The following is a 24,092-nucleotide window of genomic DNA, read 5'->3' as shown; positions in this document are numbered from 1 at the left end:
ATAGAAAGTCAATCCGCGCCCAGTTCCCCAAACGGGCTTTCTTCTTCCACCACGCCTTGTTCCGGTCACAAGGCGCCCCCGGCTCACCCCTTCCGATGACAATTCCGCGCCAGCAACTCTTTCGGGTGCTTGCAATACAATCGCATCACTTAAATTGAACGGATTCTTTGAATGCACTCCCAATGGATATATAGCCTCTGATCTCGCGATGGGTGGTTAAGGGGAAGGCATCGATTCGTTTTACTTTATCACTCCAAAAACGCTGAGCATTCACACGCTGGTGATCGTTCCTGGCCATGCCGACTTTATACGGTAGATATAGCACCGCACGTTTCCGTATCCGTCAACAGCAAACAAGCGCATATCGCTGCATGTAAATATCAGATCTCTACCACCTATTTTGGAAATGATGCATTGTTGTAACTGTGTTTCCGTTTTGAAAGACAATCGCGTAAGCCATACCCCCATAACCAAAGGTAATGGTGCGCACCAGGCGCTCGCGACCGCACCGCGGACGGCATCGGCCATCCGCCTGCCCTTGGTTTTCAAGCGTTCCAGGTGCAGGCCCGGCTGGGCACCACGCCCTCCACACAGCCAGAGGGTGGATGGCCGATTCAGCCGATTTGATAAAGGAGAAAGAGCGATTCGCCGCGCTGCTTATCCCAATTGGCAATATCGCGATGGTGCGCCGGCCATAAAAAATATGTCCATGCGCAACCCATCCCCCGTTCAGGCGGGCACTCTGGCAGCCAGCTATGGATCAACAAACGAGCGGCCTTGAAAACCCCCGAATCTCGGTCATTCTCATCGACCAGAGAACCTTGTTTCGCGAAAGTTTAACCAGGGCCTTGGCTTCAGAGGCCGAGGATATTCTTGTAATTCCCTTGCCGCACGACACCGGCAATATCGATGCCGCCAAAGGGTGCGACGTGGTCATCGCGCGGATGGAGGGCGCCATGCAGGCCGACCCGAGAGCGATGGCTCTGATCGCCGGCATTCTCGACATGCGTCCCGACCTGTCGATCCTCGTCCTGTCGGAACGCCGTGCGTCCGCCGCCGGGTTGGGCTCCGTGTGCGCCAACGTCCGGGGAATCATCACGCACGATCATGATTTGAAGACCATCGCCTGGGCGATCCGGACGGTCCACGCCGGGGGGACGCTGGCCTGACCCAGACCACTTCCAACAGGGCCCGCTGATCGTGCCCCGAGGCGTGGTGTCTGAGGGGGCCTCTGTGCTCTTCGGCGGGTTGAGGCCGCCGGTCTACTCCGCTGCGATGGACAGCGGATCAGGGGTGTGAGGGTGGCACAGCTCGGCCAGGCTTTCCATGGTCATGTAGCGCCGGGCCACCGCCCATTCATCATGCTGCTCCAGCAGCAAGGCGCCGACGAGGCGCACAACCGCCCCTTCGCCAGGGAAGATGCCGACGACGTTGGTGCGCCGCTTGATCTCGCCATTCAGCCGCTCCAGAGGATTCGTGCTGTGCAATTTGGTGCGCAGGTCCTTGGGGTACTTCATGTAGGCCAGCACGTCGAACTCCGCCTCGTCCATCAGCGCCGCCAGCTTGGAAAAGCGCGGCCGCAGGCTGTCGGCCACCCGGCGCCACTGCTCATGCGCCGCCTCAGCGGTCTCCTGGGCAAAGGCGGTGCGAATGGTGGCCGCGACCATCGTCTGGTGCGCCTTGCCGACGCAGGCGAGGAGATTCCTCATGCAATGAACACGACAGCGTTGAAGTGTGGCGCCCAGCACCTTGGAAGCGGCGGCCTTCAGCCCGAGATGCGCATCGGCGATCACCAGCTTTACGCCGCGTAGGCCCCGGCGGGTGAGGGTGCGCAGGAAATCGGTCCAGAAGGTCTCGGCTTCCGACAGCCCGAGGCCGAGCCCCAGCACCTCGCGCCGGCCATCGCTGTTGACGCCGATGGCCAGTATGGCGGCGAGCGAGACGATGCGGCCGTCCTGGCGCACTTTCACGTAGGTCGCATCCAGCCACACAAAGGGCCAGTCGCCTTCCAGCGGCCGGTTCAGGAACGCCTGCACGCGCTCGTCGATGTCCTGGCACAGGCGGCTGACCTGGCTCTTGGAGATGCCGGTCATGCCCATCGCCTTGACCAGATCATCGACGTTGCGCGTCGAGATGCCCTGCACGTAGGCCTCCTGAATCACCGCGATTAGCGCCTTCTCCGCGGTGCGGCGCGGCTCCAGGAAGGCCGGGAAGTAGGAGCCGCGCCGCAGCTTGGGGATGCGCAGGTCGATGGCCCCGGCGCGCGTCTCCCAGGTCCGCTCCCGGTAGCCGTTGCGCTTGGTCTGGCGGTCCTCGCTGCGTTCGCCATACCCGGCGCCGCACAGGCTCTCCACCTCCAGCTCCATCAGGCGCTGGGCGGCGAAGCCGACCATCTCGCGCAGAAAGTCGGCATCGGCGCTCTTCCCAATCAGCTCCTGAAGAGCGATCCTGTCCTCGGTCATCGTGGTCTCCGTCTTGGTTGATGGTCGTTAAGCAACCTCAACTTAGCCGAAGAACACGGTGACCGCCGCTCCCGAACGGCCGGCCCGCCTGCGCCAGCTATGGGGGAGCGCTCCGGCGGGCCAGCCTCACGCCTCAGACACCACGCGGTGGGACGCGATCGGCCCGCTTCCAGCAGGGATGGCCGCATCAGCCCTCGATGCGCCCCGGGACGACGGTCCGGAGAAGGGATCTTGGCCGTTTGTAGAGGGTTCGATAGGCCGTGCGCATCATCTCGATTCGCGCCGGGTGGCAGGCCTGCTGCATCCGTCTCCAGTGTTGGAGGAAGGGACGGATGCGGCACCATGGGGTGAGCGGCGTGGTCGTCCCGAAAAGCCGGCGCAAAGCCAGCAGCTGGGTTTGCAGCGCCGTTCGCCCCGCCACTTCGGGCATGAGTGCGGCCAACTCCTTCCAGTCGATGCCGTCCGGCATCCTGGCCAGCGCGTCAAGGTCGCAAAGGTGACGAAGGTCGATGGCCCCCGTCACGGTCTGCTGGTCGTGCAGCATGTCGTGCACGACCAGATGAAGCGCCCGGAAGGTGGGCGAGGGCAACATGGCCAGTCCGTTCCCGACGCAGATCGCGGTGGCGCTTTCGGCCAATCGTTCGGGATGATGAAAGGCTTCCGGACCCGGCGGCCGGAAGTGCAGGTCGATCGCCCCGGCGTCGCAGGGCCGTGCGAACGCCGCCAGGGCGTGCTCGCCCACAGCGTCGGGAAGCGCCTCATACCCTAGGCGCGCGAGGCACGCCGAGGCAACCGGCATCCGCTCCCGCGGCACGGCGATGTCCAGGTCGGTCAGAACGCGCGCGCCCATGGTGTCGTCGGGCGCGGTCAGGAGGACACAGGCACCCTTGAGGAGGAGTGGGCGAACGCCGCAACGGTTCAGCGCTTCGATGGCTTCGGCGGCCTGCGCGCGCAGCCGCATGTTCCGTTCGCGGTTCCGGCCATGAATGAAGCCGAGATAGTCCAGAACATCCCTGGGCACGGGCGCACCCTCCCACCGTGGCAGGGAGTGGAACAGCGCCGGCGTCACAAGATAATGGTTGGCGGCCTCGACGATGCCGAGCCAGTCCGCTTCGGCGGGCGCTCGCCCCTGAAGGCATGCGACCAGCGCTTCGAACGGCGATTGGGCCATCATCGGCACGCCCCGCGGAGCACGTCCACGGCGGCGTCCAGATCGGAATAGGTCAGGCGGACGCATTCCGCCGACGCGAGCGCTCTGTGGATCGCTCGGAACGCGCCCGTGCTCAGGCGTTCGTCCTGCGAGAACGCGCCGCCGATGAGTTCGCGCAGCGTGTCGATCGGGTCCAGCGGTTCCAAGGTGGGCGAGGGACTTTCCTGCCGGTGGAGGCTTACGAACAAGCGCACCTCACGCGGCCCCGGCTCGGTGATGGGGATGTTCGGGAGATAGCGCACGTCCTGCCGGTCGTGCGGCCGGACGTGGACCGGTGCGTCGCCGATTTCGGGCCAGTACGGCGCCAAAAGGGGCCACGATCCACGTTTGAGAGCCGGCGCGAAGGGAAGTCCCGTCACGCGTCCGTCGGCGTGGAGGAGCGCAACATCGTCGCCGCCATAGCCGAAACCCGCGTGCGCGAGGGCAACGGCGAGGGTGGACTTCCCCGTCCCCGGGCTGCCGCTGATCAGCACGGCGTTCGGGCCGGAGATCATGCAGGCCGCATGCAGCGCGACCTCATAGCGCGCGGAGCGCAACGCATCCACCATCAGCGCGGCCCTGAGTGCCGGGACCAACTCGTCGCGATGGCCGGTAACGGCGTCCTCTCCGTCGGCTTGCAGAAGAAAGCCTCCTGACTGTTCAACCACGTCGAACCGCCGGTCCGGGGCGCGGTTCGCCGCGTCCAAGTTCCGGAACTCCGGTTCCGCGATGTCGGCCAGCGTGTCGGTGCCGTAGCAAATCTCGACGCAGCGGTTGCCGACCAGCACCCGCTGCTGCCGAACGTCTGTGGCGGCAACAAGCAATCCCTGGTCGATCCACCCGGACAAGTCCTCTTCGACCTGGCGTCGCGCGGTCGGAAAGGGGAGTCCACGGTCGATGATGGCGGCGACGACAGAGTTGACCGTGGCTCCGTCAGCAATCCGGCACCACGCAAACGCTGCCCTGTCGTTCAATTCGAACAGCAGCTGCCGCGCTTCATGGAAAAGCACGGCGCGCCGACCGATGACGGCGAAGGACGTGCCTGTCACCGGGCGGTATCGCTCATGGTGCACCGCTGGCATTCCGTTCGTCGCCCGTTCGCCGCGCTGAATGGTTGCCTGCCGCGGATTCAGCGATCGTTGTCGTAATGGTGTTTTCCGGAATGTCCCGGAATTCCGTCGCCGCCACCGTTGCCATAGCCATTGTTGCCCTTCGCTCCTCGTCCGCCATGGGATTTGGCGATGGCGTTCGATGTCAGCGACGTGGACAGAAGCGTCGTAACGGCGGGCGATGTCACCACGGCAAATTTTCCGCATGTCGCCAGAAATTTCCGCCGTTCCAAGTCATCGCCGGCGGGGGGCGTGGCATCGTGGTTCACGTCGGTTTTGCGCGTTTCCATTCGCATTCTCCAAGGTTTCTCTGACTGCAGGATCCTTAGGTGCGCACTATTGGATAGTTGGTGCGGATCCGAGGCAAGTTCGAATTGATGGTGCCCTCCATGTTGAGGCTAACCCTTCAGCTTCACCCGCATGACCTCGTCCTTGCCGGACGCTCCGAAAGATACGGCGGCACTCCCGCGCCTCGGCCGGCGCTGGCCCGTCTCGCTGATGCTGATATTCCTATGTGCCGCGGTTGAATTTCGGACTGCAGTCCTGACGGAGACTTGCCTCTCCCGCTTTCGGCGTCGCGATGACGATGCGGACCAAAGACTGGAGTCCTGCGGTACGGCATCATCAACCTGACGCGGCGTTCCGCGCCCGCGTGCTCCGCAAGGCTATGGCCGATGACATTGAACGAGGCCCGCCGTGCCCTTTCATATGCTTGGGGTGGGCATAAATACGGAAAGGGGCCGTCGACATCATTATTGCCTAATTATTTTGAAGGATTGACGGCTTTCGGCAAGTCCATCGAATGACGTGTTGCGCAGATCGAAAAGATGCTGTTTCCTGCAACTCGAAAATACCGCCGACGATTGCGCCGAATATCAACAACACCTTGTCAGGAAAAGCGCAACATGTTTTGCACGGAAGCGAAGGCTGTTCAATCAGATACGTCGTTCCGGCGGCGATGGCGCCTTTCATATATTGACTCTCTTCAGGTTCATCCGCTCAACGAACACCGTGTCCTGCCATGAAAATCCTGGTGTCCGCATATGACTGCGCCCCCGGACGGGGATCGGAGGCCGGCATCGGCTGGAACTGGAGCACGCATCTCGCGAAGCTCGGGGAAGAGGTGTGGGTGATCACGCAGGCCGGAAATCAGGCGGTCATCGACGATTACTTGGCGCGCAATCCCATTCCGAACTTCCGGCCGGTCTACGTGCCGAAGCTCAAGGTTCCCGACCGCTTGTCCCGGAGCGTCTTCGGCACCTGCTATCCCGTCTATCTGGACTGGCAGAGCCGTATCCTGTCCGTTGCGCGGAGCCTTGACCGCGACATCGACTTCGACGCCGTCCACCATGTCAGCTGGGGGAGCCTGCAGCTGGGGTCCAAACTGTGGCAGCTGGGCAAGCCTTTCTTCTATGGTCCGGTCGGCGGGGGGCAAACGGCCCCGGACGGGTTCCGACGCTATTTCGGGCCGCAATGGCGCAACGAGAAACTGCGCTCCTTCATCGTCCACCATATGTCCGCGATCGCGTTCGGCGCCGGTCGGACGATTTCGAACGCCCGTACGGTGTTCGTGACCAACCGTGAGACCGAGGCGCTGGTGACCTCGATGGGGGCGAGCAAGGTCCGCTTCCTGTGGGACAGCGCCGTGCCGGACGGCTGGCTGCGCACCCATGAGGATCTGCCGGTTCAAGGGAACGGCCCACTCAAGCTCATCTGGGTCGGCTCCCTCATCAAGCGGAAGGGCATGGGGCTTGCCCTCGACGTGATGCAAAATCTGCGGGACCGGATCGACGCCACCCTGACGGTGATCGGCGACGGCCCCGACCGGTCATGGCTGGAAGCGGAGATCCGCCGGCGCGACCTGGAGCGGACAGTCGTTTACAAAGGGCGCCTGCCATGGGACGAGGTGCGCGCCAGCTACGACGACCACGACGTCATGCTGTTCACGAGTCTGCGTGAATCGCTGGGCATGCAGCTGTTCGAAGCGGTCGGCCGGGGCTGTGCGGTCGTCTGCCTGGACATGCACGGCGCCGCGACGCTGGTGAGCGACGATTGCGGCATTCGCGTTCCGGTCACCGACCCCGAAGCGACGGTGTCCGCCATGGCCGATGCGGTCGCATCGCTCGACCGCGATCGCGCGCGGCTCAATCGGCTGCGCCAGGGGGCCATCGCCGTTGCGTCAAACCTGAGCTGGCCCGCCAAGGTGGAAGTGGCGCGCGCGGCCTACCGGGACGCGTCGTAGCGCGGCAGCGCGGCGCAGGCCAGCGCCAGAACCGTCATGCCCCAGACCATGTGGTCCGGCCGCAGCAGCGAGCTTTCCGTCATGTTGTGGAACATCGCGAAGATGACGAGGGCGGCCCCAAGGATGCCGTAGCCGTGGGCGTCGCTTCGGCGCTCCATCGCCAGGCTCATGAAAAGCGCCGACAGCAGCACGAGGATGCCCAGCGCCAGCCCGACGGCGCCGACGGTCAGCAGCACGTCCAGATAGCCGTTGTGCGCCTGTTGGATCGCCCAATTCAGGAAGGTCGGCTGCCAGCGCTCCAGCAGCCCGATGGAACCGGTCATCCACAGCGCCTGATAGCCGATCCCGGTGAAGAACCGGCGGTCGATGAACTGCCACAGGAACGCCCAGAGTTCGGTCCGCCCGGTCAGCGTCGCGTCTCCGAACAGCGCGAGCAGCACCCTCCGGGGAGAGAGCAGCGCGACGACAAGCGCCACGACCGCACCGCCGGCCAGCATCAGGTTGGCGGCGAGCGCGCCGAACAGCGGACCGGCCCGCAGGGAATAGCCGAGGAAAAAGGCGATGGCTCCGCTCAGCCCCACGGCCCCCAGCGACGTCTTGCTGCCGGTCGCGGCCAGGAAGACCAGGGCGCACAGGCAGACGATGATCGACGCCCGCCACCATCGCGCCCCTGCGGCCGTCATCATCCAGCAGGACCAGATCAGGATCGTGATGGACGCGAAGGCACCCGCGGTGTTCTTGGTGGTGTGCATGCCGACGAAACTGCCGTCCGGCGCCCGCCCCAGGGAGGGCACGAGCAGCGCGACGGCGATGTCGATCGCGACGATCCCCGCAAGCGTCAGCGCGATGGTCCTCCAGACGACGCTCAGCCGGCCGACCGCGCTCACCGCGATCACGCAGACGAGCACGATGATCGTCGCCAGCACCAGCCGCTTGACGCTGACGGACGGTGCCGCCGACCACGCCACGCTCGTCCAGCACCAGGCGAGCGCCAGCCACAACGGCCAGAGCCGCAGCAGCGCCGACCGCAGCCGCTCGCGCGCCAGCCACGCCAACGGAACCGAGGCGGCGAACAGGGCCATCCACACCAGCTGGCGGGTGCCGTTGCCGGAGCTTTCCGTTGCGAACTCGCCCCCGTCGCCGCTCAACGGGCTGTGCTGAAGGATCAGGTAGGCAAGGCTCGCCGCGAGGACGACCTGCCCCCACGCCATGGCCAGATCATCGCGGCTGCGGGACGATGCGCGGCGGTCGATTCCGCTGGCCGTTGCGGTGCCGTACCGCGGATCATCGCCGGAAACGGCGGAATTCCAGTCAGACAACGCCAAGCGCGGGGCTCCCTGATCAGAGTTCGTGGTTCGGCTCGATCGGCCGCGCGCGCGACTCCCGCCGCGCGGCGTCGTTCCGGCGATGGATGGCCCGGTAGAAGGACGCGAGCTGCCGGCCGATGGCCGACCACTCGAACGCGGAGAGATCCGGCGCACCTTCCGGCCGGCGGGCGGCTTGATCGAGCGCATCGCGCAGCGTCTCAGGCGTCAGCGCGCCGGTGTAGCATTGCACCCACGGTGCGCCGACGCGCTCGCGCAATTCGCCCATGGCGCCGCGCTCCGGCACCAGCACGGGACAATCGAAGGATAGCGCCAGGATGGCGGAGCCGGAATTAAGGACGTCGCGGTACGGCAGGACCGCAAGATCGGCAGCCCTGAGCGGACGCTGGATCGCGTCATCCGGCACGAAGCCGAGGTCGAGGCGAACGCGCGCGTCGTCGGCCGCGGCCTGCCGCAGGCGCCGGCCCACGTCCGGATCGTCGGCGTCGCCGGCAACCACCAAGCGCAGATCGGGGTCGGGCATGGCCCGGAAGGCCGTGATCAGTGCGTCCACGTTCTTGTAGGCGCGCACGCGCCCGACGAAGGCGACGATCCGCTCGCCCGACGTCCAGCCGTAGGTCGCGCGCGCGGACAAACGGGTCTCGGTGTCCGGGTAGCTGCCGCGGTAATGGCCGTGCGGGATGACGTGGCAGGGCACCTCCCGCGCCGCGGGATGGCGCTCAAGCAGAAGGTCGCGCGACGCCCGCGACAGCAGCATGATCCCGTCGAGCCGTGGGATCAGGAATCTCCACAGCCGACGTTCCAGATCCCGGTGCGCGCGCTCGTGGCTCTCCAGGTTGTGCATCGTCCAAACGCAGGCCACGTTCCGGAGCCGGGCGACGGCCACAAGCAGCATGAACTGGGTCAGGCGCAGCAGGCCGAGCAAGCGGCTCGGGCTGCGCAGCGTGCCCTCCGGCCAATGCATGTGCCACACGTCCACACGGCCCGTCAGGAGAGCCCAGGCGGAAAACTCGCGAACGCACAGCCCCTGGTCCGACAGCGCCTCCCCCAGGCGACGGGTGTAGGGATTGGTGACGCCCCGCCGGCGGTAAGGCCAGGACAGGACCGTCAGGCGCGGCGCGGCATCGGCCTCCGCGCCCGACTGGCCCGCGCCCGACTGGCGGAACGGGCTCATGGCACGGACCATGTCGATGCGGCCGGCTCTTCGGCGCGGTGCCTGAGCCGGCCGGCCGCGTCCAGGGCCTGGAGGATGCCGCTTCCGAAGTTGCTCACCATGGCGTCCACTGTTCGGTGCCGGGCCGTCTGGAAGGCGCCTTCACGGAGCTGTCCGCGCAACGCGTCGTCGGTGAGGACGCCGGAGATCGCGGCCCCGTAGGTGTTCGGGTCCGGCTGGCCCATGACGAACAGCCCGTTCACCCGGTCCTGGAGGTAGTCCACCTCCGGGCTGTGGTTCCGGAAGTCGGCGGTGAGGACGGGCAACCCGGCGGCGAAGGCATCGAGGATCGACAGCCCGACGAAGGACGGCAGCAGAAACACCTCGGCCGTGCTGAGTATCTCCGCCTTCTCGCGCCCGTAACGCGCACCGAGCGGGCGGATCCAGGGCTTGTCCCTAGCCTGCCGGTCCAGCCAGGGGCCGAGAGGCCCTTCGCCGACCACGAGAAGATGCAGGTTGGGGATGCGCGCGCGGGCGCGCTCGCACGCGGCGATCAGGAAGGGCAGTCCCTTGCCTTCCGTCAGGCGCGCGCAGAACACGGCGGTCGGTGCGTCGGGCAGCCCAAGCCGTTCGCGTATGGCACCGCGGCCGGCCGGTGTGAGTTCCTCCGCAAGGGCCAGGGTCGTCGACACGTCGATGGCGTTCTGCACGACGGTGATGCGGGAGTCCGGAAAGCCCATGCCCCGCACGATCGACTTCACGGAGTCCGTGTAGGCGAACCAGTGGTCCACGCGGCAGGACAGGAAGCGCTTCATCGCGCGGCGCAGGCGGGCGGGCGCCTGCTGCTGCAGGTCGTCGCCGTGCCCCCAGAAGGCCAGGCGAGGCCCGATGCCCAGCATCCGGCGCAGGAACAGAGGGTAATTCAACAGGGCCGAATTCGCCTGTTCGATCACCACAAGATCGAAGTCCTTCAGCCTGTTGAACAGAGGCTGGTAATAAATCTGCTTGTGGACGTACCGGTTGGGCGCGACGACGTGGCAGTCGATGTGCCCGCCGCAGTCCTCGAACGCCTCCTCGGGCAGGGGCTGCCCACCGAACAGGGTCAACTCCACCCCGCGTCGCGCCAGGAAGGCGCTCAGCCCTTTGTAGAAGGCGACGCGGTAGTGAGGGACGATCCGGTAGACGATCGCGACCTTGGCCGGGACGGCCGTGGTGGGGCCGACGTTGCGCGCTGCGTCGGTGATCTCTGGGTGCATGGTTTCCCCTTCCGCCGGGCGTATTGTCAGAAGCCGATTCTTTCTATGGGAAGGCTAGGGCGTCAGTGCTCCCGCGGTCGCTGGCGGCCGTATTTGAAATAGATGCCGCTGTCGCCGTATTCGGATGCGGCATGCTTGCGCACATCCACCTGCACAAGCGCCAATCCGGCGATGTCGGCGCCGGCCGCCTTCAGTTCCCGCAGCGAATACTTGATCTTGCTGACCGGTGTGGAGCGCCAGCGCGACACGAAGATGCAGCGGTCGCTCAACGACGCCATGATCCGGGCGTCCACCACCGGCATGCAGGGCGGCATGTCGATCAGGATGATGTCGTAGTAGTGGCGTGCCCAATCGATCAGTCGCTGCAGCTTGTCGCCATGGTTGAGGTACAGGGGAGCCCGCGCGTCGGTGAGGCCGACCGTGCCGCTGGTCACCAGATGGATGCCGGTTTCCGGGCTGATCTGCGGGACCGGCATTTCGTCCGATGTGTCGCTCATGTATTCGCTCAGGCCCGGACCGTTGGGCAGGCGGAAGAGGTCGTGCTGCGACGGCTTGCGGATGTCGCCGTCGATCACCAGGACGCGGAAGCGGCTCATCGCGAGCAGCGTCGCGGCGGACGCCACGACCGTCGACTTGCCTTCATGCTGCCACGCCGACCCCACGCTGATGACGACGCCGCGGTCGCAGGGTTGAAGCAGGGCCAGGGTGTTGCTGGTGATGATGCGAATGGACTCCGCGAAGGGAGTGCGCGGGTTTTCCAGCACATACCGCACGACGTCTCGACGGCTGGCCACGCGGCGCGGCAGGGACGGGGACAGACCCAGCCCACGCAGACCGCACTGGTCCTCGATCTCGTCGTTGCTCCTCATCCCGGTCTGCAGCAGTTCACGCAGGGTGACGCCCGCGCCGCCGAGGCCCAGCCCGAACAGCCCGGCGAGGACGAGGATCATCCGTCCCCGGGGCAGCGCGGGATCGGCGGGCGGCAGCGCCGTGGACACGGCCCAGGCCTCCGGCTGCACCAGCGGGGCCGCGCTCGTTCCTTTGTAGCGGGTCAGGAAGGTGTTGTAGATCTCCTCGCTGCTCCGCGCTTCCCGTTCGAGCGTGCTGATCTCGGCCTTGGCTTCCTGGAAGATGCGCAGCCTTTCCTGGGTTCGCTGGGCGTTTTCGTGCAGCGCCTGCAGGCGGCTCTTCATCGCCCCTTCCTCGGCGGCGGTGTCCGACACCAGCCGCTGGGCCTCGCCGTTCATGGACTGGCGAATCGCGGCGATCTGGGCGTTCAAGGCCGACATCGTGGGATGCCGGTCGCCGAGTTGCCGGGCGAGTTCGGCCCGCCGGCGTTCCAGAATGACGGTCTGAAGGCGGATCGCCTCCAGGTTCTCCGACTTGGACTCGGCCGCCAGCTTGCCGAGGTCGCCGCTCGCCACCATCTTTTCCAGCCGTTCCCGCCGGTCGCGGACCGCCTTGTAGTCGGCCTCGGCCTGCGCGATGCTGCGGTTCAGGTCGAGCAACTGGCTGCGCAGCAGCTCGACGTCCACGCCGGCGGTCGGCTGCGCCTTCGTCAGCCGGTCGAGATAGGCTTTCTGCGCCTGCTCGGCCTCGCCGCGAAACTGATGGGCGCGCTGCTCCAGCCAGTCGTTGGCCTTCTCCGTGTCCTTCAGCCGGCCACTCGCCTGTTGGGCCAGGTAGGTTTCGACGATGGTGTTCGCGACCCTGGCCGCGAGCACGGGATCCTGCGACGTGAAGGTCACCCCGATCACGCGCGAGTGGCCCAGCGGGCCGACCTGGAGCGCGGATTCGAACCGTTCGAGCATGACGGTCTGGTCGCGCCGCGCGTCCCGGGCCGGATTGGGGATTTCGACGTCGACGCCCCAGAGCGCGCCGAGCTGCCGCTTGCCCTCCGCCCACAGGTCACGAAGGTCGGTGAGCAACGCCTCCAGGGTCGTGGGCGGTTCAAGGCTGCTCATGCGCCTTGCCGCCTCCCTCTCTTCCCTGGCGATTAACGCGCGCTCGGCCGCCGGGCTGAATTCGGGCGACTGGTCCAGGCGTGCCTTGGCGATGACCTTCAGGGCGATGTCTGACGACTGCAGAACCTGGATTTCGCTCTCGATCGACAGTTCGTCGGGCCGGAACGGCGTGACCACCTGGGCCACGTCGATCACCGTTCGCTGATGAGGATCCAGCATCAGCGTCGCCGTCGCGCGATACAGCGGCGGCATGCGCTGGACGAGCGCGTAACCGATGCCGACGAACAGCACGACGGACGCAAGGAGGATGTACTTTTGTTGCCAGTACATCCGGATCATGCGGGACAGCCAGGGAGTCACCGACAAGTCCCTGTCGGACGGTGGATTGTACGTCGCACTCAGGGGCGATGAAGGCACGCGTTCGACAACCGCCATACCGAGACTCCCACCAAGCTTGCGCCGGCGCCCCAAACGTTTGGGTGCGTCAGGCGACGAGCATCGTCCATATCTTCGGAATGCCCAATTCCTCAAAAATGAGTACTTGAATGATGCAGCGACGATTTTTGGAGCATTTGTCGGAAACGGAAAATTCCGTGCGATCGATCCGCAAACCCGGTATCAGGAATGCTCCCTTATGCCGGGCGGACCGGTGCCGATCAGTTCGGGCGCCAGGCGGAGCACATTGCGCGCGCGGCGCAACAGGTTGGGCTCGCCGCCAAAGCGCAGGCCCTGGACCAGCAGCCGCATGCCTTGCAGGGGATCGCCCCCGGACAGCCGCAGGGCCGCGAGGCGATGTGGGAAGTGGTTGTCGAGGTTGAGCCGCCATGGCTGGCCGTGGTCCGCCAGAAAGCGGTTGGTCACCTCGACGGTGCTCTCCCAATGGGACATCCGCTTGCGCAGCATGTCCGCGTCGTCGACGCTCCGATACCAGCTGTTGTTGTGGATCCGGTAGTAGCCCTGCACCTCCGGCAGCGCGGCCACCCGGCCGACGAACGGGTAGATGCCGACGAGCCAGGCGTCGGCGGATATCCGGAAGCTTTCGGGAATGGGGCCGACCTCGTTCCACGCCGCGCGCCGGATGGCGACCGCCGACGTCAGCGGGAAGGGCCACCAGCCGGCGGACCGGGCCAGACGGCGCCTCAGGTCACCCGAGCAGAGGGTCCGCGGGATCGGCTTCAGCGTGAAGGTCCCGTCGGACAGCACCGGCTGGAGGCGATGGTAGACGAGGCTGAGGCGCGGATCGGCGGCGAAGGCGGCTCCGATCGCGGACAGCTTTCCCATGGCACACCAATCGTCTGCGTCCAGAAAGCACAGGATGTCGCCGCGGCTGGCCAGAACGCCGGCGTTGATCGCGCCGGCTTGGCCGCGGTTTTCCTGGAAAACCAGTTGGACTTGCGGCCGGTACCGCTCCAGCACGGTGCGGGAATGGTCGGTGGAGCCGTCGTCGACGACGATCACCTCCACATTCTCCGCATCCTGCGCCAGGGCGCTGTCGACGGCCCGCTCGATGAAAGAGCCGTAATTGTAGTTGTTGATGATGACGCTGTAGGTGGGGCGTGGCATCGCGCTCGCCTCCGGGTTCGGGGGTTTCCTCACGCGGTCGTCCGTAGATTGCTGACGGGGACGCGAGCGCGGGCGGCGCCCGGACGGCCAGCGCCCGGATGGCCGGCCCCCGGCGCGGAAGCGGCCCTGCCCAGGGCGGTACGCAACGCGTCCACCACTTGGTCGAGGTCGTCATCGGTCATCTGCGGGTAGAGCGGAATGATGAGGCCGTGGTCCTGCGCCAACTCCGACTGCCGGAGGGAGTGGCGAACGGGGATGTCGGCGCCGGCCGGCTCGCGATGGGTGCACATGATGCCGCGGCGGGTGGCGACGCCGGCATCCAGCATGGCCTGCATCACCGCCTTTTGGTCGACCCTGGTCGGAAGGCGGAGGCAATAGCTCTGCCAGTTGGAACGCGCCCATTCCGGCTCGTGCGCGGGCGCGACCTCCGGGACCAGATCCGCCAGCCGTTGCCGATAGCCGTGGGCCAGCTCCCGCCGGCGCGCCACGATCTCCGGAAGACGCCGCAACTGGTGGCGGCCGATGGCGGCCTGGAAGTCGGTCATCCGGTAGTTGAAACCCGGCTCGGCGTAGGACTCGAAGGTCACGGCGCGGGCGGAGTGACGCTCACGGTCGCTGATGTCCATGCCATGCTGGCGCAACAGGCGGAAACGGCGGTCCAGAGCGTCCGACCGGGTGGTCAGCATGCCGCCTTCCCCCGTCGTGATGACCTTGCGGGGGTGGAGCGAGAAGCATGCGACATCGCCGACCGGCTGGCCGACCGGCTGCCAAGCGCCGTCGATCCGGATCTCCGCTCCGATGGCGCAGGCCGCGTCCTCCACCAGCGCAACGCCGTTGGCCGCGGCAATCGCCGCGATCCGCGTCAGGTCGCAGGGCATGCCCATCTGATGGACGCAGAGGATGGCGCGCGTCTTCGGCGTGATCGCCCCCTCGGCCGCGTCCGGCAGCATGTTGAAGGTGTCCGGCTCCACATCCACGAAAATCGGGACCGCCCCACACTGGCGGATCGCGTTCGCCGTGGCGATGAAAGAATGGCTGACGGTGATCACCTCGTCGCCGGGCTTCACCCCCACCGCCAGCAGCGCGAGATGAAGCGCCGTGGTGCAGTTCGACACGGCGCAGGCGTGCGGCGAGCCGACCGTGCGGGCGAAGTCGGCTTCGAACGCCGCCACTTCCGGGCCCTGGGTCAGCCAGCCGGACAGGATGGTCGTTGCGGCCGCCTCGGCCTCGGCGGTCCCGACCATGGGCTTGGTGAGGGGGATCATGCCGCATCCACCTTCTGCGATTGCCACCACGCGACGAGACCGGCCAAGCCTTCCTCCAGGCTGATGGACGTCTCGAAGCCGAGAACGCGCCGCGCCAGATCCGTGGAGGCGAGACGGCGCGACACCGGGTTGATCTTGCGCTCCTCCTCGTGCACCGGAACCAGATCGGGCCGGCCCATGACCCTGGCGGTCGCCTGCGCCAGTTGCAGGAGGCTGGTCTCGATGCCGCTCGCCACGTTGAAGACGCGGCCCGACGGTTCGGCGTCGCCGAAGTCGGTCCGCGCGGCCAGGATGTTGGCACGCGCCACGTCGCGGACATGGACGAAATCCATGGTCTGCAAGCCGTCGCCGAAGATCACCGGCGGCTGACCGGCGGCGATCCGGTCCATCCAGCGGATCAGCACTTCGGTGTACTTGCCGTGGATGTCCATGCGCGGGCCATAGACGTTGAAGTAGCGGAGCGCCGCATAATCCAGCCCGTACATGTCGTTGAAGGACGACAGAAGGCCTTCGTTGAACTGCTTCGCGGCTCCGTACAGCGTGCGGTTGGCGTAGGGATGGTGCCCCTCGGTCGTCGGGAAGGTTTCGGCCAAGCCGTAGATGGACGCGGAGGACGCGGCCACGACCTTCTCGATCCTGTGCTTCACGCAGGACTCCAGCAGGTCGAAGGTCGCGTTGACCATGACCTCCATCGCCTGCCTGGGCTCTGCCGCGCAATGGATGATGCGCAGCGCCGCCTGATGGAACACCACGTCGCATTCGCCCACCAGCCGGTCGACCAGAGCCCGGTCGCGGATGTCGCCTTGCACGAATTCGACACGCGAGGACGCCAGGGCCGGCGCCAGGTTGCCGAGGTTGCCGCGGACCAGGTTGTCGAGGGCATACACCCGGCTGCACCCCTCATCGAGCAGCAGGTCGATGATGTGCGACCCGACGAAACCCGCCCCACCGGTCACCAGGATCCGTTTGTTCTTCAGGTCCATCTTGCGACGTCTCCAGCGATATGGTTGGTTTTTTGGTTCACGCCCAGGCCTTCTCATCCCCCGTTGGGGACGAGGAGGCCGAAGGCGTGGGCAGCAATTCCGCGATGCCTCCGGGCGGGCAGGACGCCACGCCGTTGCGCAGCACCCACTCCGCGGCGCGCAGGCCGCCGGCCTGCAGGCGCACGATGGGGTCCGGGCCAATGGCGGACAGCAGGACGGCCATGTGACCGGGACGGGGTGCGGCCGGGGGCCACAGCGGCAGGCCGACCTGATGCACCGCGTCGCGGTCGACGTCCCCCCAATACTGAACGAGCACCGTTCCGGGGGATTGACGACGAACCCGCGCGACGTCGTCGGCCCCGAACACCGGCGCTCCGCGCGGACGCAGGGCAACCAGCACGGCGTCCCAGCATCTGGACGGCAGGGAGCCGGGGTGGTCCACCGTCAGCACCTCCGCCCCCATTCCCGTCAGACCGCGTTCGATGAACGGAGCGAAAGGGTTGTCGCACAGCAGGGCAATGCGGCTTCCGTAAATGGGAATCCCCGCCGCGTGCAGTTCCTGCACCGCCAACGGCCCGAGGAAGGAGAAGACGTCAACCGACGGGTGACGCTCGTTGACGCCGACCACCGGGATGCCGCGCGCCGCACAGGCGGCAAGGTCGATGTCGGCCGGCCGGTACTCCCACACCTCGTACATCAGCGCGATCACGGCGTGGTCGGGCAGCCGTTCGATGAACCGGGCATCGATCGGCCGGACGTGGCCGCTGTTGGTGACGAGGTCGGCGCCGGCGGCAAGCTCCACGGGATCGCCGGTGGCGATCCGCAGGCGGTCGGCCACGCCGGCCATGGCGGCCAAACCTTCGACCTCCGCGCGCACGGCCTCCGCCGAGCCATAGGCGGTGTCCTTCACCACCGCATGAACCCGGTCCGCCCCGGCCAGCGCGGCGAGGATGGCCGTGCTGGCGTAGGCACCGGACGCCGCTTCGGTGAGGACGGTGATGCCGCGGAGGTCGAGCCCGCACCGCTCAACCCCCGCGCGCATGAGGGCGACCAGCCGGGCCGGGTTGAATCCCGGCGGAGCGGCTCCTGGCGGAAGCGTCGTCATCCGCGCATCTCCCCGTTGCCGGCCGCTCAGCCGGCCAGTGTCGCGACGGCGCTGCGCAGCGCCTTGGCAGCGTCGGCAATCTGCTCCCCGGTCATTTCCGGAAAGATCGGCAACGACAGCGTCTCGCGCGCGAACTGTTCCGTGACCGGGAAGTCGCCGGGGCCATAGCCGAGATCGGCGCAGGCCGGCTGGAGGTGGATGGGGATCGGGTAGTGGATGCCGGTGCTGACCCCCGCCTCGTTGAGCAGCCCGCGGATCCGGTCGCGCTCCGGCACGCAAACGGCGTAGACGTGGTAGACATGGCGGCGCCCCTCGATGCGGGCGGGAAGCGCCATCCCTCCGTCGGCCAGATGCTCGTCGTACTGGGCGGCGGCGGCGCGGCGCGCCTCGGTCCAGCCGTCGAGGTGGGACAGCTTGACGCCAAGGACGGCCCCCTGGATGGCGTCCATCCGGTAGTTGAAGGCCATGACGTCGTGGCGGTATCGCACCGTCTGGCCCCAGTCGCGCAACAGGCGCGCCTTTTCGGCGATGTCGTCCCGGTCGGTGACCAGCGCCCCGCCTTCTCCGGCCGCTCCCAGGTTCTTGCCGGGATAGAAGCTGAAGCAGCCCGCATCGCCGAGGCTCCCGGCCGTCTGGCCGCGGTACCGGGCGCCGTGCGCCTGGCAGGCGTCCTCGATCAGCGTCAGACCATGGGCGCGGGCGATGTCGAGCAGGGGCGCCATGTCGGCCATCTGGCCGTGCAGGTGCACCGGCAGGATCGCCTTGGTCCGGGGGGTGATCGCGGCCTCCACCTTGGCCGGATCCATGGTCCAGCTGTGGGGATCGATGTCCACCAGAACGGGCTTTGCTCCGGTGTAGACGATCGCCGCGACCGTTGCCATGAAGGTCATCGGAATGGTGATGACCTCGTCCCCCGGTCCGATGCCGGCCGCCAGCAGCGCCAGATGCAGGGCCGACGTTCCGGTGTTGACCGCCACGCAGTGACGGACGCCGCAGGTGCGGGCGAACCGCTTCTCGAAATCCTCAACCGGCGCCCCGAGGACATACTGGCCACTCGCCAGAACATCCAGAACGGCCTTTTCGACCTCGGGACGGATCGAGCGGTACTGGCTTTGAAGATCGAGATAGGGGATCACGAGGCTCTCCGCATGACGTCGAGATCGATGGGGCCGCCGCGATGCTTCATGGAGAGGCTGGCCCCCTCCAGCAGGCTGACCACGCGCAGTCCGGCGGCGCCGTTGGTGATGGGCGTCTCCCCGTCGCGCACACAGGCGATGAAGTGGTCCGCCTCGGTTCGCAGCGCCTCGGTGGTGGCAAGCTGCGGCGCCCACATGTCGCCGGAGCGGTAGCCGATCAGCGACTCGTAAATCTGCTCCGTGCTGTTGGCGACGGTGACGCCCTTGTCGTAGACCTTGACCTTCTCGTCCGGCTCCAGGTCATCGTAGATGATCATCTTGCGGCTGCCGGCGATCAGCGTCTGCCGCACCTTCACCGGCGCCAGCCAGTTGACGTTGACGTGCGCGATCGTGCCGGAGCCGAAGAACAGGGTGACGTAGGCCGTGTTCTCCTGCGTGCCGACGAAATGGCAGGCGCCGTTGGCGGACACCGCGACGGGCTGGTCGCCCAGCACATATTCCAGGATCGACAGGTCGTGGACCGCGAGGTCCCACAGCACGCTCACGTCGCGCTGGAACAGGCCCAGGTTCACGCGGATGGAGTCGTAGTAGTAGATGTCGCCCAGGTCGCCGCGCGCCACCAGCTCCCGGATTTTGCGGACCGCCGGGGTGTAGACGAAGGTGTGGTCGACCATCAGGACGAGGTTGCGCTTTGCCGCTTCATCGATCAGGCGGCGTGATTGGTCGGAGGTTTCCGTCATCGGCTTTTCGACCAGCACATGCTTGCCGCTGCACAGCGCCTCCAGAGCGATGCCGTAATGGGTGCGGACCGGCGTCGCGATGGCAACCGCGTCGATGGTGGGATCGCGCATCACCTCCTGCGGATCGGAGACGATGGAGATGCCGGGATAGCGCTTGGCCGCACGGGCCCGGGCCTCGGGCGACGCGTCGCAGATCGCGGCGACCTGGGAACCGTCCGCTTCGGAAAAGCAGCGGGCGAGGTTGGGGCCCCAATAGCCGTAGCCGATAATGCCGATTTTGATCATCAGACCCTCGCATGATGTCCGCCGGTGCCGAACCGGCTTTTTGATGGCATTCCGTCGGAGCGCCGGACGGTTCCATGACCGGCTGCGCCGAACCGAGGCATCCGCTTCGTGGAGCGGAGCAGGCCGCCGGACACTCAGTCGGAGCGGTGGCGGACGTCGCCGACGACCCGGGCGGGCACGCCGGTGACGATTGCATGGTCCGGGACGTCGTGGGTCACCACGGCCCCGGCGCCGACAAGGGCATTGGCCCCGATGGTGATGCCGGACATGATCGTGGCGTTCGACCCGATCGACGCCCGGTGCCGGACCCGGGTCGGCACGACCGCCCAGTCGGCCGTGTCCTGCAGCCGGCCTTCGGCGGTGGTGGCACGGGGGAAGGGATCGTTGATGAACATCACCCCGTGGCCGATGAACACCTCGTCTTCAATGACGACGCCTTCACACAGGAAGGAATGCGAGGAGATCTTGCAGCGGGCGCCAATGGAGCAGCCCCTTTGTACTTCCACGAAAGCACCGACCTTCGTCTCGTCTCCGATGGTGCAGCCGTAAAGGTTCACAAGATCAGGTTGGAAGATGCGGGTGTTGTCGCCCAGACGCACGTCGTTTGAAATGGGCATGTTTGTTATTCCGATGCGAAAGGCGTTTGTTTCGATTCCACGTTATCGTGTCGGGGCTGCGTCGAAACGATCCCAATCCGCAGGAAGGCCGGTGGTTGTAGGTTGGCTAAGCCCTGGGACGTAAAGAGCGGCCCATGGACGGGCGCGGCGGCCTCTTCCGCGGCCCGCCGTGGCCATTCGCGGCCATGAGCGGCAGCAAAAAGAAAACGCCGGCAGAATGACTGCCGGCGTTCCCGTAGTTTTCGATGCCCTGGTGTTGAAGCGAACGGAAGTTCGCTTTGGACTGCGACCGCAGTCCCGGCCGCACGTGCGGCCGGAGCCCGGCCGGCACATGAGGCCATTTGAATCTAAAGCGAACGGAAGTTCGCTTTAGGCGGCAAAGTCCTGGTGATGATGCAGGTGGTCGTGATCGAGCGCCAGCGTGTGCGCCGCCGTTTCACCAACGGCCGTGCTGTTGTGCAGGTCGTAGTGGACCGCCGCATCAGCGGTGCCGCTGTTGGCCGCCTGCGCGTCCTGCGTGGCCACGTGGGTCCACAGGTTGGTCGCGCCGTCCAGCGACTGGGCGGTGGCCGTGCCGGCGGTGGTGGCGGAGGCCGGGAACCAGCTCTTATCCGCGCTCACGACCAGCGTGCCGTTCCACCACATCCCGGACTGGCCCTTGACCACATCGACGCCGTCCAACGCGCCTTTGTCGTAGGTGACGTTGCTGTCGGTCGGGTTCGCCGCGTGGCCGTTGATGGTCACCTTGTTGACGGTCAGGTTGCGGTCCTGGCCGTTGACGGAACCGTCGTTGTCGTACTGCACCTGCACCTTGTGCGCCTGATCGGCGGTCAGGTTCGTCTTGAAAGTGAAATCCTTGGCCGTGCCGGTGGTCGTGCCCTCACCGATCGCCTTGCCGTCGACCAGCAGCTTGAAGTGAGCGTACACGCCGCCCGCCGAGGAGCCGGACGCGTTCACGGTGATCGCGGCCGCGTTCGTGGTGCCGGTGGACGGCGCCGTCGGCGTCGTGGATCCCGTCGGGAAGTAGGACTGGTCGGCGCTGACGATCAGCGTACCGCCCCACCACATGCCCGATTGGCCCTTGATCACGTCCACACCGTCCAGCGCGCCCTTGTCGTAGGAGACGTTGCTGTCGGTCGGGTTCACGGCGTGGCCGTTGATGGTGATCTTGTTGACGATCAGGTTGCGGTCGACGCCGTTGACCACCCCGTCGTTGTCGTACTGGATCTGCACCTTGTGGGCCTGGCCCGAAGTCACGTCCGTCTTGAAGATGAAATCCTTGGCCGTGCTGGTGGTCGTGCCCTCGCCGACCGCCTTGCCGTCGACCAGCAGCTTGAAGTGGGCGTTCACGCCGCCCGCGGCCATGCCCGAGGCGTTGACCGTGATGCTCGTCGAGCCGGTGGTGGGCGTCGTCGAACCATCGGTCGGCGGGGTCGGGGACGTCGGCGGAGTGGGCGAGGTCGGCGAGGTGGGCGTGGTCGATCCATCGGTCGGCGCATAGACGACCTGCGCGCTGAGGTCGCGGGTGTAGCCCAGGCCGACGGAAGAGTTGTCGACGAAGTCCCCGGTCGCGGTCTTCGGATCGCCCACCGTCATGGATCCCTTGTAGGGGAGCGTCGGCCAGGTGATGGTGTCGCCGGACCGGACGGCGCCGCCCAGGGAAGCCGGCGGGAAAACGGAGTTCTGCTCGGCGTGCTGGCCGGAGCGCTCGTCGACGTACACGTTCTTCAGCGAGACGGGGTACAGGGAGCCCATCGTCGAATTGTCGACGAAGTAGTAGGCCCAGCTCTGCGATTCCACGCCCGGCAGATAGTCGATGTCGACGTTCTCCATCGTCACCGAGCTGATGTGGTTCTGCGGCGCCAGGAAGAAGCCCTGGAAGGAGGTCTCGCCCGTGACGTTGAACATGCGCAGGTCGCCGATGGGGCCGTGCGGCTGGAAGACGTCGCCGTGCACGCCCGACTGGTGGCCGCTGACGTTGTCGATGCGCGAATTCTGGATGGTGATGGTGGCGTTCTTGCCGCTGGCGCTCGACGCCGCGATCGCATCGCGCTCGACATTCTTATTGTCGATATGGACGCCCTCGACCCATACCTCGCCGGTCACATTGGTGAACTTCAGCGTGGCGTCGGCAGAGGTCCCGGCAGCCGGGGTGTATTCCCCGCCGACCACAACGATGTTGTGACCGCCGCTGGTCTGCAGGCGCGGAAGGGTTCGCGTGGTGTTGGACGCGATGAACACAACATCTTCGTCCGGAGCGAATTGGAACCAGTCTTGCGATCCCGTCTTGCTCAGGTCGATCACCGTGTAACCGGCCTTCAGCGCGGGCGGGGCCCAACGAACGGGAAGAGTAGACTTGGCCATCTGATTACTCCAATTCCAATGTTTGCTATTGTTAGTCGCGATGCCAAGCGAACAGGCAAAGCAATAACGTCGCATGAACATAGAAATCGACAAATTAACGATTTATGAATCATTTCGTTTACCACTTTATTGCTTCACAAACAAGACTCATTTTATCATAAATATGTCTCAGATACCGCTTAATTTAGGCCGCGGAGACGCCTTTCCGGGGAAGCGGACGGGTCGGAAATCAGGCGGCCAATCGTTGCGTCCCCGTCCGAAAACGCAGGCCCAACAAGGGATTGGAAAGCATAAGGCCGGTTGCGGCGCCTAGCGCATGTCCCGCAGCCTCTTTTCGAAAAAGGCGATCGTTTTTTCGAGCCCCTCGGCGAGCGGGATGGTGGGGTGCCAGCCGAGATTTTCGCGGGCCTTGGTGATGTCCGGCTTCCGCTGCAGGGGATCGTCCTGCGGCAACGCCTTGAACTCGATCCGGGATCGGGACCCGGTCATCTCGATCACCATCTCGGCCAATTCCCGGACGGTGAACTCTCCGGGGTTTCCAAAATTGATCGGGCCCGTCACGTCATCATCGGCCTTCATCAGCCGCACAAAGCCCTCGATCAGGTCGTCCACATAGCAGAAGGAGCGGGTCTGCGTGCCCTCGCCATAGATCGTTACCGGTTCGTTGCGCAGGGCCTGGACGATGAAGTTGGAAACGACGCGGCCGTCGTTGGGGTGCATGCGCGGCCCGTAGGTGTTGAAGATGCGCGCCACGCGGATGCGGACGCCGTATTGACGATGGTAGTCGAAGAACAGCGTCTCCGCGCAGCGCTTCCCCTCGTCATAGCAGGCGCGGGGGCCGGTCGGGTTGACGTTGCCCCAATAGGACTCCGGCTGCGGATGGATGGACGGGTTGCCGTACACTTCGCTGGTCGAAGCCTGGAAGACCTTGGCCTTGGTCCGCTTGGCAAGGCCGAGCACGTTGATCGCCCCGTGCACGCTGGTCTTGACGGTCTGGACGGGGTCGAACTGGTAGTGGATGGGCGAAGCCGGGCACGCGAGATTGTAGATTTCGTCCACCTCGACGTAGAGCGGGAACGTCACGTCGTGGCGCAGCACCTCGAAGTTCCGGTCGTCAAGCAGGTGGGCGATGTTTTCGCGCGACCCCGTGAAATAGTTGTCGACGCAGAGGACCTCGTGCCCGTCGGCAAGCAGCCGCTCGCACAAGAAGGAGCCGAGGAACCCGGCGCCACCGGTAACAAGAACTCGCTTCCGTTCGTGCATAACCTGATTTCCTCTCTTCGTTGCCGCCCTGGGTCGGGGGCGGATCCGTGTGATCGGGACGCCCGCCGGCC

General features: G+C 66.0%; 19 protein-coding genes. 2 read left to right on the top strand and 17 right to left on the bottom strand.

Annotated elements, in window-relative coordinates:
• Window positions 1–755 precede the first annotated feature (755 nt).
• Window positions 756–1,169: a hypothetical protein gene (locus M2351_RS15925; RefSeq protein ID WP_264657097.1), complete on the top strand. Its 414-nt coding sequence runs from the start codon at window positions 756–758 to the stop codon at window positions 1,167–1,169.
• A 93-nt stretch (window positions 1,170–1,262) separates the two neighbouring features.
• Here the strand turns inward: M2351_RS15925 and M2351_RS15920 are convergent, their stop codons facing one another.
• The 4 genes from M2351_RS15920 to M2351_RS15905 all read right to left on the bottom strand — a co-directional run bounded on the left by M2351_RS15920 (window position 1,263) and on the right by M2351_RS15905 (window position 5,050).
• Window positions 1,263–2,462, bottom strand: a complete 1,200-nt coding sequence (locus tag M2351_RS15920) for an IS256 family transposase (RefSeq protein WP_264654291.1) — start codon at window positions 2,460–2,462, stop codon at window positions 1,263–1,265.
• A 187-nt stretch (window positions 2,463–2,649) separates the two neighbouring features.
• Window positions 2,650–3,636 carry a nucleotidyltransferase family protein gene (locus tag M2351_RS15915; RefSeq protein ID WP_264657096.1) on the bottom strand — a complete coding sequence of 329 codons (987 nt, stop codon included), beginning with the start codon at window positions 3,634–3,636 and terminating at the stop codon, window positions 2,650–2,652.
• Entirely contained in the window at window positions 3,633–4,733 is a 1,101-nt protein-coding gene (locus tag M2351_RS15910; RefSeq protein ID WP_264657095.1) for a hypothetical protein, read from the bottom strand. The genes M2351_RS15915 and M2351_RS15910 overlap by 4 nt, the downstream gene beginning before the upstream one ends.
• Before the next feature lie 47 nt (window positions 4,734–4,780).
• Window positions 4,781–5,050, bottom strand: a complete 270-nt coding sequence (locus tag M2351_RS15905; RefSeq protein WP_264657094.1) for a hypothetical protein — start codon at window positions 5,048–5,050, stop codon at window positions 4,781–4,783.
• A gap of 731 nt (window positions 5,051–5,781) precedes the next feature.
• On the opposite strand from M2351_RS15905, the gene M2351_RS15900 reads away from it, so the two are divergent.
• Window positions 5,782–7,002: a glycosyltransferase family 4 protein gene (locus M2351_RS15900; protein ID WP_264657093.1), complete on the top strand. Its 1,221-nt coding sequence runs from the start codon at window positions 5,782–5,784 to the stop codon at window positions 7,000–7,002.
• On the opposite strand, the gene M2351_RS15895 is transcribed toward M2351_RS15900, so the two are convergent.
• From M2351_RS15895 to M2351_RS15835, 13 genes are all read right to left on the bottom strand, one after another.
• Window positions 6,984–8,327 (bottom strand): O-antigen ligase family protein, encoded by a 1,344-nt coding sequence (locus tag M2351_RS15895; RefSeq protein ID WP_264657092.1) that lies wholly within the window; start codon window positions 8,325–8,327, stop codon window positions 6,984–6,986. The genes M2351_RS15900 and M2351_RS15895 overlap by 19 nt on opposite strands.
• Window positions 8,328–8,343: 16 nt before the next feature.
• The gene (locus M2351_RS15890; protein ID WP_264657091.1) at window positions 8,344–9,501 is read right to left on the bottom strand and encodes a glycosyltransferase family 4 protein; all 1,158 of its coding nucleotides are present in this window, start codon (window positions 9,499–9,501) and stop codon (window positions 8,344–8,346) included.
• Entirely contained in the window at window positions 9,498–10,736 is a 1,239-nt protein-coding gene (locus M2351_RS15885; protein ID WP_264657090.1) for a glycosyltransferase family 4 protein, read from the bottom strand. The genes M2351_RS15890 and M2351_RS15885 overlap by 4 nt, the downstream gene beginning before the upstream one ends.
• 62 nt (window positions 10,737–10,798) lie before the next feature.
• Window positions 10,799–13,039 carry a GumC family protein gene (locus tag M2351_RS15880; RefSeq protein ID WP_264657487.1) on the bottom strand — a complete coding sequence of 747 codons (2,241 nt, stop codon included), beginning with the start codon at window positions 13,037–13,039 and terminating at the stop codon, window positions 10,799–10,801.
• A gap of 279 nt (window positions 13,040–13,318) precedes the next feature.
• Window positions 13,319–14,263: a glycosyltransferase family 2 protein gene (locus M2351_RS15875; protein WP_264657089.1), complete on the bottom strand. Its 945-nt coding sequence runs from the start codon at window positions 14,261–14,263 to the stop codon at window positions 13,319–13,321.
• 29 nt (window positions 14,264–14,292) lie between these two features.
• A complete protein-coding gene (locus M2351_RS15870) occupies window positions 14,293–15,528 on the bottom strand; it encodes a DegT/DnrJ/EryC1/StrS family aminotransferase (RefSeq protein ID WP_264657088.1) in 1,236 nt (411 codons plus the stop codon).
• Window positions 15,525–16,511 carry an SDR family NAD(P)-dependent oxidoreductase gene (locus M2351_RS15865; RefSeq protein WP_264657087.1) on the bottom strand — a complete coding sequence of 329 codons (987 nt, stop codon included), beginning with the start codon at window positions 16,509–16,511 and terminating at the stop codon, window positions 15,525–15,527. The genes M2351_RS15870 and M2351_RS15865 overlap by 4 nt, the downstream gene beginning before the upstream one ends.
• A 37-nt stretch (window positions 16,512–16,548) precedes the next feature.
• Window positions 16,549–17,616, bottom strand: a complete 1,068-nt coding sequence (locus M2351_RS15860; protein WP_264657086.1) for a Rossmann-fold NAD(P)-binding domain-containing protein — start codon at window positions 17,614–17,616, stop codon at window positions 16,549–16,551.
• A 26-nt stretch (window positions 17,617–17,642) separates the two neighbouring features.
• Complete coding sequence (locus M2351_RS15855) at window positions 17,643–18,752, bottom strand: DegT/DnrJ/EryC1/StrS family aminotransferase (RefSeq protein WP_264657085.1); 1,110 nt, start codon at window positions 18,750–18,752, stop codon at window positions 17,643–17,645.
• Window positions 18,749–19,777, bottom strand: coding sequence for a Gfo/Idh/MocA family protein (locus tag M2351_RS15850; protein WP_264657084.1), 1,029 nt, complete (start codon window positions 19,775–19,777; stop codon window positions 18,749–18,751). The genes M2351_RS15855 and M2351_RS15850 overlap by 4 nt, the downstream gene beginning before the upstream one ends.
• A 134-nt stretch (window positions 19,778–19,911) precedes the next feature.
• The gene (locus M2351_RS15845; protein WP_264657083.1) at window positions 19,912–20,394 is read right to left on the bottom strand and encodes an acyltransferase; all 483 of its coding nucleotides are present in this window, start codon (window positions 20,392–20,394) and stop codon (window positions 19,912–19,914) included.
• A 369-nt stretch (window positions 20,395–20,763) separates the two neighbouring features.
• Entirely contained in the window at window positions 20,764–22,758 is a 1,995-nt protein-coding gene (locus tag M2351_RS15840; RefSeq protein ID WP_264657082.1) for a carbohydrate-binding domain-containing protein, read from the bottom strand.
• A gap of 309 nt (window positions 22,759–23,067) precedes the next feature.
• Window positions 23,068–24,021: a UDP-glucuronic acid decarboxylase family protein gene (locus M2351_RS15835; RefSeq protein WP_264657081.1), complete on the bottom strand. Its 954-nt coding sequence runs from the start codon at window positions 24,019–24,021 to the stop codon at window positions 23,068–23,070.
• Window positions 24,022–24,092: the final 71 nt, after the last annotated feature.

This window comes from Azospirillum canadense (assembly GCF_025961225.1).
GTDB lineage: Bacteria > Pseudomonadota > Alphaproteobacteria > Azospirillales > Azospirillaceae > Azospirillum > Azospirillum canadense.
The sequence above is the reverse complement of the archived record's forward strand: the minus strand, read 5'-3'. Positions and strand labels throughout refer to the sequence as shown.

What these genes read in the sequence shown, in the direction of transcription:
- M2351_RS15925 (WP_264657097.1), top strand. Translation starts at nt 756, where the DNA reads ATGGATCAACAAACGAGCGGCCTTGAAAACCCCCGAATCTCGGTCATT.
- M2351_RS15920 (WP_264654291.1), bottom strand. Translation starts at nt 2,462, where the DNA reads ATGACCGAGGACAGGATCGCTCTTCAGGAGCTGATTGGGAAGAGCGCC.
- M2351_RS15915 (WP_264657096.1), bottom strand. Translation starts at nt 3,636, where the DNA reads ATGATGGCCCAATCGCCGTTCGAAGCGCTGGTCGCATGCCTTCAGGGG.
- M2351_RS15910 (WP_264657095.1), bottom strand. Translation starts at nt 4,733, where the DNA reads ATGCCAGCGGTGCACCATGAGCGATACCGCCCGGTGACAGGCACGTCC.
- M2351_RS15905 (WP_264657094.1), bottom strand. Translation starts at nt 5,050, where the DNA reads ATGGAAACGCGCAAAACCGACGTGAACCACGATGCCACGCCCCCCGCC.
- M2351_RS15900 (WP_264657093.1), top strand. Translation starts at nt 5,782, where the DNA reads ATGAAAATCCTGGTGTCCGCATATGACTGCGCCCCCGGACGGGGATCG.
- M2351_RS15890 (WP_264657091.1), bottom strand. Translation starts at nt 9,501, where the DNA reads ATGAGCCCGTTCCGCCAGTCGGGCGCGGGCCAGTCGGGCGCGGAGGCC.
- M2351_RS15885 (WP_264657090.1), bottom strand. Translation starts at nt 10,736, where the DNA reads ATGCACCCAGAGATCACCGACGCAGCGCGCAACGTCGGCCCCACCACG.
- M2351_RS15880 (WP_264657487.1), bottom strand. Translation starts at nt 13,039, where the DNA reads ATGATCCGGATGTACTGGCAACAAAAGTACATCCTCCTTGCGTCCGTC.
- M2351_RS15875 (WP_264657089.1), bottom strand. Translation starts at nt 14,263, where the DNA reads ATGCCACGCCCCACCTACAGCGTCATCATCAACAACTACAATTACGGC.
- M2351_RS15870 (WP_264657088.1), bottom strand. Translation starts at nt 15,528, where the DNA reads ATGATCCCCCTCACCAAGCCCATGGTCGGGACCGCCGAGGCCGAGGCG.
- M2351_RS15865 (WP_264657087.1), bottom strand. Translation starts at nt 16,511, where the DNA reads ATGGACCTGAAGAACAAACGGATCCTGGTGACCGGTGGGGCGGGTTTC.
- M2351_RS15860 (WP_264657086.1), bottom strand. Translation starts at nt 17,616, where the DNA reads ATGACGACGCTTCCGCCAGGAGCCGCTCCGCCGGGATTCAACCCGGCC.
- M2351_RS15850 (WP_264657084.1), bottom strand. Translation starts at nt 19,777, where the DNA reads ATGATCAAAATCGGCATTATCGGCTACGGCTATTGGGGCCCCAACCTC.
- M2351_RS15845 (WP_264657083.1), bottom strand. Translation starts at nt 20,394, where the DNA reads ATGCCCATTTCAAACGACGTGCGTCTGGGCGACAACACCCGCATCTTC.
- M2351_RS15840 (WP_264657082.1), bottom strand. Translation starts at nt 22,758, where the DNA reads ATGGCCAAGTCTACTCTTCCCGTTCGTTGGGCCCCGCCCGCGCTGAAG.
- M2351_RS15835 (WP_264657081.1), bottom strand. Translation starts at nt 24,021, where the DNA reads ATGCACGAACGGAAGCGAGTTCTTGTTACCGGTGGCGCCGGGTTCCTC.